The sequence below is a fragment of the Nocardia sp. NPDC055050 genome (genome assembly GCF_053608345.1).
Genome location: NZ_JBSGVG010000010.1, coordinates 113,953 through 127,193, shown reverse-complemented (window position 1 = coordinate 127,193; position 13,241 = coordinate 113,953). Strand labels below are relative to the sequence as shown.

Here is a 13,241-nt window from a genome sequence, read left to right as displayed (position 1 = left end):
AGTGATGTAATGCTGAACATCAAGCGATAGGCAGTAATGTAAATTAGAGTCGTTATGATCGTCAAGGGAGTTATGAAGTGATGGGCGGATATCATGCACCCATGACGTCCATGCCCGCCGCCGAGAGGCTCGGCTCGTATATCAAGCGCGCCGAGCAAGCCCTGATCGCGACCAAGACTGCCGCGCTGAAACCGGCCGGGCTGACCGTCGCGCAGTACAGCGCGCTGTTGCACCTCGCGGAGAACCCCGGCATCTCGGCGGCCGCCCTGGCCCGGCTGGCCGGCGTCACCCCGCCGACGATGAACACCGTCCTGACCAACCTCCAGGAGCGCGGCCTGGTGGATCGGACCCCGCACGAGTGGCACAAGAACGTGCTGGAGACCCGATTGACCGAGGCGGGACGGTCGGTGATGGCCGATGCCGACACCCGCGCGATCGCGGTGGAGCGCACACTGGCCGATCGATTCACCGCGGCGGAACTGGCGGCGGTGCAGGAACTGCTCACGCGCAGCGCGCAGGCACTCGACGAGATCCGCGACAACCTGCCGTGACGAAAAAGAGCCCGCCGGAAGGTTCCGGCGGGCTCAGGCGTAGCTCGGCGTCAGCGCTCGGCGGCGACCTTCACCTTGCTCAGCGTCTCGTGCATCCCCGAGACCAGGTCGGCCTCGAACTTCTCCTCGCCGCCCATGGCGACCTTGATCGTGCCCCGCAGCCAGCCCGGCAGGCCCTTGGCGTCGACGGTGCGCGTCTCGACGACACGGGTGCCGGTGGCGGTCGGCTCGAGCTCGTAGGCCCAGACCGTGCGGTTCTCGTTCATCCGGAACGCCAGCGCCTTGTTCGGCTCGAAGCGCACGATCCGCGAGGTGGTCGGGTAGACCTTCCAGCCCACCTTGTTGACGTTGACGGTGAAGGCGCCGTCGCGAACGCCACCGAGCGCGACCATCTTCAGGGTTGTCGGGCTGAGCTCGGACATGCGGCGCAGATCGGCGAGTACCGACCAGACCTTCTCCGGCGGTGCGGCGATGTCGATGCTGGCTTCGAGAGTGTTCGGCAACGGTGCCTCCGGGTATGCGTGACGGGCTGTCACGCTCAGCATAGGCACCCCCATGGGGACCGGCCTCCGCCCGTAGGTGGATTCTTGCAGGCTGATCGCAACCCGGGCGCGGCGGCTGAGGCAGCGCAGAACCAATCGCGGCGCGCGGAACACGGAGGCGAACCCCTCACGGCGGGACCCGTGCTCGAATTCCGCATCGCGATCACCGCAGGGGTGGACAAGGCCGTCGGACTCCCGGCGATCACCGGGCTCCACCGGTTCCACGACGGGCCGGTGACCGGAGGGCCGGCGCGGTGGGCGAGCCTGAAAGCAGGGATTGTCCAGGTCGCCGCGCCGCGGGCGGTGTCCTGCGCCTCGGTCGGGTCGCCGAGCATCGGCAGCGCCACGTAGAGCTGTCCGGCGACGAGAATCCCTACGGCACAGATTGTCGCGGCTGTTCTGCCTGTCGGCGCTCACCCCCGGTCCGTCGTTTCAGTAGTCGCCGATGGGCTCGGGCCCGGCGCTCAGCGGAGTGGTCATGGGAACAGGAATACCCCGCCCAGCGCTCGGCGGCAATGATTTGTCGCACCCTGCGCTGATCCGATTGCGCCGTATTCGACTGTCCGGCAGTCACATCGGTTGTCACCGGATCCGTCTGCTCGTGGGTATCGGCGATCAACGGATGTGAGTACCGCGCTTCGGTACACTCACGTTTCACATCGCGGTTGCCCCAGCGCGTCGATGACGTGTCGGCGATGCCGATATTCACGATCCCGTGCTGTCGACGGCTTCGTTCTCATGAGTGAATCGGCTCATGTAGGGCCCGCGCGCGCCCCGAGTTCCTTGGTCTTGTGTCCCATGACAAAAAATTCTAGAAAATTCCTTTAAAACACTCCCACTTCACATTGTCACTGGGTATCGTCCGAGACGGCAAATGGCCAGTGACAACGAAGTCACAAAACATCGACTTGGAGTGACACATGCTTTACAACATCACTGACGACAGCAGCGACGGCAACATCCTGACCCTGCTGCTCGGCCTGCTCACCAGCTCGCTGAGCACCGGTTCGGTGCAGGGCTCGGGCAACTGAGCCGTCTGTAGCCATCTTTCGGCTAACGCGCGGTTGGCCGATTGGGCAGCCGAAGGGCCTGATCCATGACGAGGGGATCAGGCCCTTCGGTATTGTCAGCGACAATGTCACAGGATGCGAATACGGGACGAATGTATGCCGGGCAACCCGTAGAGGACCGGCAACGCCAGCGGCGTGCGCGTTTTCTGGAGTCAGGCCTGACGGTCTTCGCGCGCGACGGGTATGCCAACAGTTCGGTCGGTGCGATCTGTAAGGACGCGGGACTATCGTCTCGGCAGTTCTACGAGGAGTTCACCGGTCGCGAATCTCTGCTGCTGGAGCTGTACGAGCAGATCGACCGACATTCGCGCGAGGCGGTGGCCACCGCGCTCGAGGACAAGTCCGAGGCGACCGTACTCGAGCAGATCGATGCGGCCGTGCGGGCCTACGTCGAGTCGATCGGCAACGATCCCCGCAAGGCGCGGGTCGCGTTGGTCGAGGTGGTCGGAGCAGGCCCCAAGGTCGAGAAGTTCCGCCTGGAACTGCGCCGCGTGTGGGGTTCGCTGCTGGCCAGCGCCGCCGAGGACGCGGCCATGCACGGCGAAATCCCGCCCGGCGACTACGAACTGCGCGTGCTCGCCATCATCGGCGCGGTGAACTACGTGGTCGACGGCTGGAGCGGCAGCGACCCACGCCCGCCGCTCGACGAAGTGATCAAGGTGCTGAGCCGGGTGATCCTGGGCGCGGTCGGGGCTTGATGGCGCGGGTCGAGATCGTCCCGATCCAGGTACCCGACGGCAGCACCTTGCCGGTGCGTCTCATTCCGGCCACCGGTGCGCACCGGCATCCGGTCACCCCGGACGCACCACGCGCGGTCGTGGTCATCGTCCCCGGTCTGGCCGTGCCCGGCGAGTTCTACGAGTACTTCGGACACCGGCTGGCCGCGTGCGGATTCGATGTCGCCATCGGCGAATTGCGTGGTCAGGGCGAGAGCACCCGCCGCCCCGATGGCGAGAGTACCTACGGCTACCACGAATTGGTCTCGGTGGACTTTCCGGCGATGCTGGCCGCGGTGCGCAACCGGTTTCCCGCCAGCACGCCGTACCTGCTCGGCCACAGCATGGGCGGGCAACTCGCGGCGATGTACGCGGCCAGGGTGCGCGGCAGGCTCGGTGGCCTGATCCTGATCGCCTCCGGCACACCGTATTTCCGGGGGTATCGCGGGGTGTTCGGTCCGGGCGTGCTGGTGGGCACCGCGGCGGTGGCGGTGGCGTCGAACCTGGCCGGGTTCTGGCCGGGGGACCTGCTCGGCAAGCGCGCCTACGGCAGGCAGTCCAAAGTTCTCATGTCGGACTGGGCCAGGCTGGCGCGTACCGGGCGCTTCGTGCCCGTCGGCGCCGATATCGACTACGACGAGCGGATGTCGCGGCTGAAGTTCCCGGTGCTGTCGATCACCGTCGCCGGTGACGACATGGCCCCGCAGACCTCGGCGGATCACCTGCTGGGCAAGCTGCCCGGCACACAGGTCACCCGGTGGTTTCAGCCGGAGGCCCTCGGGCACAACGGCTGGATCGCCGATCCGGACTCCACCGTCGACGCGGTGGAGAAGTGGTTGCGCGACCGCTGACCCTCAGGCCGAGCGGCGCCCCTCGATCAGCATCTGGATGAAGAACTCGTAGACCAGCGCGGACAGGTACGCCGACTGCTTGTTGTCGGCGGCGCCGCCGTGACCACCCTCGATGTTCTCGTAGTACCAGACGGTGCGATTCTGGGACTCCAGGAGCGCGGCCATCTTTCGCGCATGGCCGGGATGGACCCGGTCGTCGCGGGTGGAGGTGGCCAGCAGGATCGGCGGGTACTGCTTGCCGGTGTCGGTGTTCTGATACGGCGAGTACTCGCTGATGTAGGCCCATTCCTCCGGCTTGTCCGGGTCACCGTATTCGGCGACCCACGACGCGCCCGCCAGCAGCAGGTGGTAGCGCTTCATGTCCAGCAGCGGCACCTGGCAGACGATGGCGCCGAACAGTTCCGGGTACCGGGTGAGCATCACGCCCATCAGCAGGCCGCCGTTGCTGCCGCCGATCGCGCCGAGCCGGTCCGCGGTGGTGATGCCGCGGGTCACGAGGTCGCGCGCGATGGCGGCGAAGTCCTCGTAGGCGCGGTGGCGGTGCTCCTTCAGTGCGGCCGTGTGCCATTCGGGGCCGTACTCGCCGCCGCCGCGGATGTTGGTCATCACGTAGGTGCCGCCGCGTTCGAGCCAGTTCATGCCCGCCGAGCCGAGATAGGCCGGAGTCTTGGAGATTTCGAAGCCGCCGTAGCCGTTCATGATCGTCGGGCCCGGCGTGCCGCGCCGGTCGCGATGACGGATCACGAAGTAGGGCACCGCGGTTCCGTCGTCGGAGGTCGCGAAGAACTGTTCGGTCTCGATGCCGGTGGCGTCGAAGTAGCCGGGGGCCTGCTTCAGCGTCACCGCGGTTTCGCCGATCGCGCTGCTGAGCAACGTGGTCGGCGTGGTGAAACCGGTTGTGGTGAGCATGAACTCGTCGCCGCCCTCGAGCGGGTCGAGGTTGGCCACCGAGGTGGACGACATGGCGGGGGAGTCGGCGAGCTCGCTGCTCGCCCAGCCGTCCGGGCCGGGGGTGAGCACGCGGAATCCGGTCTGTACATCGCGCAGGGTGGTGAGGATCAGGTGGTTCTCGGTCCAGCCCCACGATTCCAGTGAGGTGTGCGGATCCGGGGCGAAGAGAACCTCGAATTCCCGAGCCCCGGAGAGGAATTCGTTCAGATCGGTGACCAGCAGGCTGCCGGGAGCGAAGGTGGTCTCGCCCGGTGTCCACTCGGTCTTCAAGCGCACCAGCAGCCAGTCGCGGTACCAGTCCACGTCCGCGTCGGTGGGGGTCTCGATCAGCCGCCACTCCCCGTCGTCGAGCAGCGATACCTCGCTGTTGAAGAAGTCGGTCGACCGGTGCAGATAGTGCCGTTCGTAGCCGGGGTGGCGGTCGTATCCGGCGCCGATCGAGACGTCGCTCGACTTGCCCTCGAACACCGTTTCGGCAGCGGACAATTCGGTGCCACGCCGCCAGCGCTTGGCGATGCGCGGGTATCCGGAATCGGTGAGTGATCCCGGCCCGAAATCGGTGCCGAGGTAGACGGTGTCGGCATCGATCCAGCCGATCCGCGACTTCGCCTCCGCGACGAAGAACCCACCATCCTCGGGCGCGACGAAGTGCCTGGTGGTCAGGTCGAATTCGCGCTCGACGGTCGCGTCGGCGCCGCCACGGGACAGGTGGATGATGGCGCGCTCCTGCGACGGCCGCAGCACCGCGGCGCCCGCCCACACCCAGTTCTCCCCGTCGGCCTCGGCCAGCGCGTCGACGTCGATCAGCACATCCCACTCGGGGGCGTCGGTGGCGTAGGACTCGAACGTGGTCCGCCGCCACAACCCGCGCTGATGCTCGGCATCACGCCAGAAGTTGTACAGCCACGGCCCCCGTCGGCCGGGATAGGCGATCTTGGTGTCGTCGTCGAGCATCGCCAGTACGCGACGCTCCATCTCGGCGAATCGGTCGGTCGCCGCGAACCGCCGCCCCACCACGTCGTTGCGGGCGCGCGCCCAGTCCAGCGCGCCCTCGTCGGTCACGTCCTCGAGCCAGAGATAGGGATCGGTCACGTTTTCTTCAACGCCGCTCATCCCCACATTGTTGCCGATGCGGCCGATCGCGGTCACACTCGTGCTGGTTTGTGGTTTGCCACGCCGGGGCATCGGGCCTGCGCGCATAATCCCCATACCTGGTAGGTACGGGTAGTGGTCGAGGTTGCCGTGCTGTTGCGTGTTGCCCCGGTCGGGGTAGGGGAGTGTGTTCTCCTGATTCGGTGACCTCGCTACAGACAGCGGTACGCACCGGGTCCCCGACCCTCAACCTTGTCTTGGCCACCTGGGTTTCGGCCATCAACTTCTGGGCGTGGAACCTCATCGGTCCTCTCTCGCCGAACTACGCCGACAAGATGGCGCTCAGCAGCATGGCGGCCTCGATCATGGTGGCGATGCCGATTCTCGTCGGCTCGCTGGGCCGGATCGTGTCGGGCGCGCTCACCGACCGGATCGGCGGCCGGATGATGTTCATCGGGGTCTCGCTGGCCTCGATCGTGCCGGTCGTCGCGGTCGGGATCGCGGGCAGCATCGAGTCCTACCCGATGATGTTGGCGTCGGCTTTCCTGCTCGGCATCCCGGGCACGGTGTTCGCCGTCGGTATCCCGTTCGCGAATTCCTGGTACGTGCCCGCCCGGCGCGGCTTCGCGACCGGAGTGTTCGGTGCGGGCATGGTCGGCACGGCGGTGTCGGCGTTCTTCACACCCCGGTTCGTCCGCTGGTTCGGGTTGCTGCCCACCCATCTGATCGTGGCGGCCGCGCTCGCGGTGACCGCGGTGCTGTGCATCCTGTTCATGCGCAACTCGCCGGACTTCACTCCGAACACCGACCCGGTGCTGCCCAAGCTGCGCGCCGCGATGAAGCTCGGTGTCACCTGGGAGATGTCGTTCCTGTACGCGGTGGTGTTCGGCGGCTTCGTCGCCTTCAGTTCGTATCTGCCGACCTACATCAAGAATGTGTACGGGTTCTCCGCGGTCGACGCGGGCACGCGCACCGCCGCCTTCGCGCTCGCCGCGGTGATCGCCCGGCCCATCGGCGGCGCGCTGTCGGACCGGATCGCGCCGAAGTACATCGTGGTCACCTCGCTGGCCGGGACGGCGGTGATGGCGGTGGTCGCGGCTTTCAAACCGCCGGCCGACGTGGCATCGGCGGCCACGTTCATCACGATGGCGCTGTTCCTCGGGATCGGCACCGGCGGCGTCTTCGCCTGGGTGGCCAGGCGCTCGCCGAGTTCCAGTGTCGGCAGTGTCACCGGAATCGTCTCGGCCGCAGGCGGTCTCGGTGGCTACTTCCCGCCGCTGATCATGGGTATCACCTACGACGAGGCAGGCCACAGCTACACCATCGGGCTGCTGTTGCTCGCCGCTACCGCGCTGGCCGCCCTTGTCTACACCTCGGTAAAACTGCGCGCCGTCGAACAGTGCCCCGCCGCACCTTGATCCGACCTCGTCGAAGGAGACAGATCCAGTGCCATCCCCAGCGCGAATCGGCGGTGCCGTCGAAGACCTGCTCGTGCGCAGCGGCCGGTTCTTCACCCCCGGTGTCGAATCCGCGGATCTGCGCACTGTCAGCCGCATCGGCGGTCGTGAGGGCGACATCTTCTATCGCAACCGTTGGAGCCACGACAAGGTGGTGCGATCGACCCACGGGGTGAACTGCACCGGGTCGTGTTCGTGGAAGGTCTACGTCAAAGACGACATCATCACCTGGGAGACCCAGGACGTCGACTACCCCTCGGCCGGTCCCGACCGGCCGGGTTACGAGCCGCGCGGCTGCCCCCGTGGCGCCGCCTTCTCCTGGTACACCTACTCGCCGACGCGGGTGCGCTACCCCTACGCGCGCGGGGTGCTGGTCGAGATGTATCGCGAGGCCAAGCGGCGGCTGGGCGATCCCGTGCTGGCCTGGGCCGACCTGCAAGCCGACCCGGAGCGGCGCCGCGCGTATCAAAAGGCCAGGGGGATGGGTGGTCTGGTACGGGTGAGCTGGGACGAGGCCGTCGAGATGATCGCCGCGGCGCACGTGCACACCATCGACGAATACGGTCCCGACCGGGTGGCCGGGTTCTCGCCGATCCCGGCGATGTCGATGGTCTCCTTCGCAGCGGGGTCCCGGTTCGTCGAGATGATCGGCGGGGTCATGACCTCGTTCTACGACTGGTACGCCGACCTGCCGGTGGCCTCGCCGCAGGTCTTCGGCGACCAGACCGACGTGCCGGAGTCGGGTGACTGGTGGGACGCCTCGTATCTGATGATGTGGGGCTCCAATGTGCCGGTGACACGCACGCCGGACGCCCACTGGATGGCCGAGGTGCGCTACCGCGGTACCAAGGTCGTCACGGTCAGCCCCGACTACGCCGACAACACCAAATTCGCCGACGAATGGATGCCGTGCGCGGCGGGTACCGACGGCGCGATGGCGATGGCGATGGGCCACGTCATCCTCACCGACTACTTCGTGCGCGAACGGGAGCCGTTCTTCGTCGACTATGTGCGCCAGTTCACCGATCTGCCCTTCCTGATCAGCGTGGTCGAACGTGACGGCCGTCTGGTTCCCGGCAAGAATCTCACCGCCGCCGATCTCGGCTCCAGCGCGGAGAACGCCGCCTTCAAGCCCGTGTTCATCGACAGCGTCACCGGTGAGCCCGCGGTACCGCACGGCTCGCTGGGGTTCCGATTCGGCCCGGAGGGCGTCGGGAAATGGAACCTCGACCTCGGCGACCTACAGCCCGCGCTGACCGCCGACGCGGGCGACGGGCGGTCGGTGATCGTGACGTTGCCGCGTTTCGACACCGTCGACGGCCACGGCGAGACGATCGATCGTGGTGTGCCGGTGCGGATCGTCGCGGGCCGCCCGGTCTGCACCGTCTTCGACCTCATGCTCGCCCAGTACGGCGTGGCACGGCCGGGGTTGCCGGGGGAATGGCCGAGCGGCTACGACGATCCCGGTTCGCCGTACACCCCCGCCTGGCAGGAGCCGATCACCGGCGTCTCGAGCGCGCAGGTGATCCGGATCGCCCGCGAATTCGCCACCAACGCCGTCGATTCCGGCGGACGCAGCATGATCATCATGGGCGCGGGCATCTGCCAGTGGTTCCACGGCGACGCCACCTACCGCGCGATTCTGGCGATGCTGCTGCTCACCGGCTCGATGGGCCGCAACGGCGGCGGCTGGGCCCACTATGTCGGGCAGGAGAAATGCAGACCGGTGACGGGCTGGTCCACCGTCGCGATGGGCACCGACTGGTCGCGCCCGCCGCGCCTGATGGCAGGCACGTCCTACTGGTACGCGCACACCGACCAGTGGCGCTACGACGGGTACCGCGCCGACGTGCTCGCGGCGCCGACCGGTCGCGGTCTGTTCCGCGACAAGCACACGATGGACGTGATGAGCTCGGCGGTGGCCATGGGCTGGACGCCGTTCTACCCCCAGTTCGACCGTTCGTCGCTGGACCTGGCCGACGAGGCGGCCGCCGCGGGCATAGACCCGGTGTCCTACACCGTCGACCAATTACACAGCGGCACACTGCGTTTCGCGATACAGGATCCGGACAGCCCGAAGAACTGGCCCCGGGTCCTGAGTGTGTGGCGGTCGAATCTGCTCGGCTCGTCGTCCAAGGGCAACGAGTACTTCCTCAAACATCTGCTCGGCACCGGTTCCAACGTGCGCAACACGCCCGCGGGTCCCGGGCACCGTCCCGTGGATGTGGTCTCGCCTGATCCGGTGCCGGAGGGCAAGCTCGATCTGCTGATGTCGATCGACTTCCGGATGACCTCGACCACCCTGTTCTCCGACATCGTGCTGCCCGCGGCGACCTGGTACGAGAAGGCCGACCTGTCCAGCACAGACATGCACCCGTTCATGAACGCCTTCACCCCGGCCATCGACCCACCGTGGGAAACCAAGTCCGACTTCGACGCCTTCGCCGCGATCGCGCGCGCCTTCTCGGCGATGGCTCGCGTGCACCTGGGGACGAGAACCGATGTCGTGCTCGGCACCCTTCAGCACGACACACCCGGCGCGATGGCCTACCCCCATGGCACCCAGTCGAATTGGCAGACCACGGGCGAGGTGCCGATACCGGGCAAGACGATGGGTCCACTGGCCGTCGTCGAACGCGACTACGCGGCGATCGCCCAGAAGTGGGCCGCGCTCGGACCGCTGGTGGAGCAGAAGGGCATGACCACCAAGGGCGTCACGGTGTTTCCCGATCAGGAGGTCATCGAGCTGGGACACCTGCACGGGGTGATGGATTCCGGTGTGGCGGTGGGTCGTCCGGCGATGGAGACGGCGGAGAAGGCGGCCGAGACCATCCTCATGCTGTCGGGCACCTCCAACGGCAGACTCTCGGTCGCGGGGTTCGAAGAGCTGGACCGGCGCACCGGGCGTTACATGGTCGAGCTGGCGGAGGGCAGCGAGGAACGACGAATCACCTTCGCGGAGACCCAGGCTCGCCCCGTGCCGGTGATCACCAGCCCGGAATGGTCGGGCAGTGAGACCGGTGGCCGCCGCTACGCGCCCTTCACCCAGAACATCGAATACCTCAAACCGTTCCACACGCTCACCGGCCGCATGCACTTCTACGTCGACCACGACTGGCTGGAGGAGCTCGGCGAGGCGTTGCCGATCTACCGCCCGCCGCTGGACATGGCCAAGCTCTACGGCGAACCGGCGATCGGCGAGCGCGACGGTATCGGGTTGAGCGTGCGCTATCTGACACCGCACTCCAAGTGGTCCATCCACTCCGAATACCAGGACAATCTGCTGATGCTGGCGCTCTCGCGCGGCGGTCCGACGATGTGGATGAGCCCGGCCGACGCCGCGAAGATCGGCGTGCGCGACAACGAATGGGTCGAGGCCCTCAACCGCAACGGTGTGCTGGTGTGCCGCTCGGTGGTGTCGCAGCGGATGCCGGAGGGCGTCGTCTACGTGTATCACGCCCAGGAACGCACCATCGATGTCCCGCTCTCGGAAACGACCGGAACCCGTGGCGGTATCCACAATTCGATCACCCAGCTACTCATCAAACCCACCCACCTGGCGGGCGGGTACGCCCAGACCTCGTTCGCGTTCAACTATCTCGGCCCGACCGGAAACCAGCGCGACGAAGTCACCGTGGTCCGTCGCCGTAGCCAGGAGGTGACGTACTGATGAAAGTCATGGCGCAGTTGGCGATGGTGATGAACCTGGACAAGTGCATCGGCTGTCACACCTGTTCGGTGACCTGTAAACAGGCGTGGACCAACCGCACCGGCACCGAATACGTGTGGTTCAACAATGTGGAAACCCGCCCGGGACAGGGTTATCCGCGCACGTACGAGGATCAGGAGAAGTGGCGGGGCGGCTGGACCATGAAGAAGGGCCGGTTGCGTCTGCTCGGCGGCGACCGGTTCAGCAAGCTCGCCAATATCTTCGCGAATCCGAAGATGCCCGCGATCGGCGACTACTACGAGCCGTGGACCTACGACTACGAGAACCTGACCAATGCCCCACTGAGCGATCAGATCCCGGTGGCAGCGCCGCGCAGCCTGCTCACCGGTGAGCCGATGATGATCAAGGGTTCGGCCAATTGGGACGACGATCTGGCCGGGTCGCCCGAGATTCTCCCCGGCGACCCGGTGCTGGCGAAGGTGAGCGAGAAGGTCAAGGCCGATCTCGAACAGACCTTCATGTTCTATCTGCCGCGCATCTGCGAGCACTGCCTCAACCCGGCGTGCGTCGCGTCCTGTCCCTCCGGTGCGATGTACAAGCGCACCGAGGACGGGATCGTGCTCGTCGATCAGGACAAGTGCCGCGGCTGGCGGATGTGCATCTCCGGATGTCCGTACAAAAAGGTGTATTTCAACCACAAGACGGGCAAAGCGGAGAAGTGCACCTTCTGCTATCCGCGCGTGGAGGTCGGCTTGCCGACGGTGTGCGCGGAAACCTGTGTGGGCCGGTTGCGCTATATCGGGCTGATCTTCTACGACGTGGACAAGGTGCTCGACGCCGCCGCCGTCGCCGATGAGCGCGATCTGTACGAGGCGCAGGTGGATGTACTCCTCGATCCCGCCGATCCGGACGTTGTCGCGGGAGCGCGTGCCTCGGGTATTCCGGACAGCTGGATCGAGGCGGCGCGGAGATCCCCGATTCACGCGCTGATCAAGGACTTCCGGGTCGCGCTTCCGCTGCATCCGGAATATCGGACGATGCCGATGGTGTGGTACATCCCGCCGCTGTCGCCGGTGGTCGACGCCGTCAGCCGGGACGGTCACGACGGCGAGGATGTGGGCAACCTGTTCGGCGCGCTCGAATCGTTGCGAATTCCCCTGGAATACCTGGCCGGACTGTTCACCGCCGGCGACACCGACGCGGTGGCGGTGGTTTTGCGCAAGCTGGCCGCGATGCGGTCGTATATGCGCGACATCAACCTCGGACGTGAACCGCGAGCGGAGATTCCCGCGGCGGTCGGGATGACCGAGGAGAAGATGTACGAGATGTACCGGCTGCTGGCGCTGGCGAAAATCGAGGACCGCTACGTGATTCCCTCGGCCTACGCCGATCAGGGGCATCAGCTCGAGGAATCCGTAGCCGACTGCGCCCTCGACTTCGACGGCGGACCCGGCATGTACGAACAGGTCTCGGGCCCCTTCGGCGAGACCAGTGGCAAGCCGGTGCCGGTCGCGGTGGAGACCTTCCACGCGCTCAAACAGCGCCAGACCAGTGAATCCGCCCCTTCGACCGGCGGCTCCCGGGTCAACTTGCTGAACTGGGACGGCAAGGGCGCACCGGAAGGCATGTTCCCCGGTGGCCGGAAATGATGCGCGCTCGCGCGGCCCGGCGCGCCGCCGAGCAGCGGCTGGTGTGGCAGGCGGCCTCGCTGCTGCTCGCCTACCCCGACAGCGAACACCGAACGCGGCTCGAACTCGTCACGCGACTGTGCGCCCACCTGCCGCGCGAGCAGGCCCGACCGTTGCTGCGGGTGGTGACAGAACTGGGCGAGCTCTCCGAAGTCGCTGCCGCACAACAGTTCACCGCGACATTCGACCTGCGCAGGCGGGCGACGCTGCTGCTCACCTACTGGACCGATGGCGATACCCGCAATCGCGGCATGGCGATGCTCGCCTTCACCGAGGCGTACCGCAGCGCCGGTGTGGAGCCGCCGACCGGCGAGGTCGCCGACCACCTTCCCGTCGTGCTGGAGTTCGCGGCCACCGTCGACCCCGTCGCCGGCGCGGCCCTGCTCACCGCGTATCGGCGCGCGATCCACGCGATCGGACTCGCACTGTCGGACGAGGATTCGCTCTATGCCCCGGTCCTGGCCGCGGTGGTCGCGACTCTGCCGCCGGCGACCGAACAGGATCTCGGCTGGGCCCGCAGGCTGGTCGAGGTGGGACCGGCCGCCGAATCGGTGGGACTGGCGCCGTTCACTCTCACCGTGCCGCCGCGCCGAAGCGCGCACGAGCGCGAACCCGCTGTAGTGAAAGGACATCGGTGACATGGCAGCCAACGA

The 13,241-nt window shown here is 66.7% G+C and carries 10 protein-coding genes; 8 read left to right on the top strand and 2 right to left on the bottom strand.

The genetic code is table 11. The annotated features are described in order from the left end of the window. Positions 1-101: 101 nt before the first annotated feature. Entirely contained in the window at positions 102-551 is a 450-nt protein-coding gene (locus tag ACWGCN_RS13155; RefSeq protein WP_378633870.1) for a MarR family winged helix-turn-helix transcriptional regulator, read from the top strand. Positions 552-601: 50 nt separating this feature from the next. On the opposite strand, the gene ACWGCN_RS13150 is transcribed toward ACWGCN_RS13155, so the two are convergent. Next, entirely contained in the window at positions 602-1,054 is a 453-nt protein-coding gene (locus ACWGCN_RS13150; RefSeq protein WP_378655707.1) for an SRPBCC family protein, read from the bottom strand. Between the two features lie 180 nt (positions 1,055-1,234). Here ACWGCN_RS13150 and ACWGCN_RS13145 point away from each other — a divergent pair, with 180 nt between their 5' ends. From ACWGCN_RS13145 to ACWGCN_RS13135, 3 genes are all read left to right on the top strand, one after another. Next, complete coding sequence (locus ACWGCN_RS13145; protein WP_452457728.1) at positions 1,235-1,444, top strand: hypothetical protein; 210 nt, start codon at positions 1,235-1,237, stop codon at positions 1,442-1,444. A gap of 784 nt (positions 1,445-2,228) precedes the next feature. Next, a complete protein-coding gene (locus tag ACWGCN_RS13140; RefSeq protein WP_378916482.1) occupies positions 2,229-2,861 on the top strand; it encodes a TetR/AcrR family transcriptional regulator in 633 nt (210 codons plus the stop codon). Next, the gene (locus ACWGCN_RS13135) at positions 2,861-3,730 is read left to right on the top strand and encodes an alpha/beta hydrolase family protein (RefSeq protein WP_452457729.1); all 870 of its coding nucleotides are present in this window, start codon (positions 2,861-2,863) and stop codon (positions 3,728-3,730) included. Before ACWGCN_RS13140 ends, ACWGCN_RS13135 begins: the two co-directional genes overlap by 1 nt. A gap of 3 nt (positions 3,731-3,733) precedes the next feature. Here ACWGCN_RS13135 and ACWGCN_RS13130 read toward each other — a convergent pair whose 3' ends face one another. Next, positions 3,734-5,794, bottom strand: a complete 2,061-nt coding sequence (locus ACWGCN_RS13130) for a prolyl oligopeptidase family serine peptidase (RefSeq protein ID WP_387445577.1) — start codon at positions 5,792-5,794, stop codon at positions 3,734-3,736. A 182-nt stretch (positions 5,795-5,976) separates the two neighbouring features. Between ACWGCN_RS13130 and ACWGCN_RS13125 the strand changes: the two genes are divergently transcribed. The 4 genes from ACWGCN_RS13125 to narJ are packed head-to-tail and all read left to right on the top strand — an operon-like array spanning position 5,977 to position 13,226. Further along, on the top strand, positions 5,977-7,191 hold the full coding sequence (locus ACWGCN_RS13125) for an MFS transporter (protein ID WP_387445579.1): 1,215 nt from the start codon (positions 5,977-5,979) through the stop codon (positions 7,189-7,191). 28 nt (positions 7,192-7,219) lie between these two features. Beyond that, positions 7,220-10,900: a nitrate reductase subunit alpha gene (locus tag ACWGCN_RS13120; protein ID WP_452457730.1), complete on the top strand. Its 3,681-nt coding sequence runs from the start codon at positions 7,220-7,222 to the stop codon at positions 10,898-10,900. Next, on the top strand, positions 10,900-12,549 hold the full coding sequence (gene narH, locus ACWGCN_RS13115) for a nitrate reductase subunit beta (RefSeq protein WP_387445583.1): 1,650 nt from the start codon (positions 10,900-10,902) through the stop codon (positions 12,547-12,549). The genes ACWGCN_RS13120 and narH overlap by 1 nt, the downstream gene beginning before the upstream one ends. Then, on the top strand, positions 12,546-13,226 hold the full coding sequence (gene narJ, locus ACWGCN_RS13110) for a nitrate reductase molybdenum cofactor assembly chaperone (RefSeq protein WP_452457731.1): 681 nt from the start codon (positions 12,546-12,548) through the stop codon (positions 13,224-13,226). The genes narH and narJ overlap by 4 nt, the downstream gene beginning before the upstream one ends. Positions 13,227-13,241 lie beyond the last annotated feature (15 nt).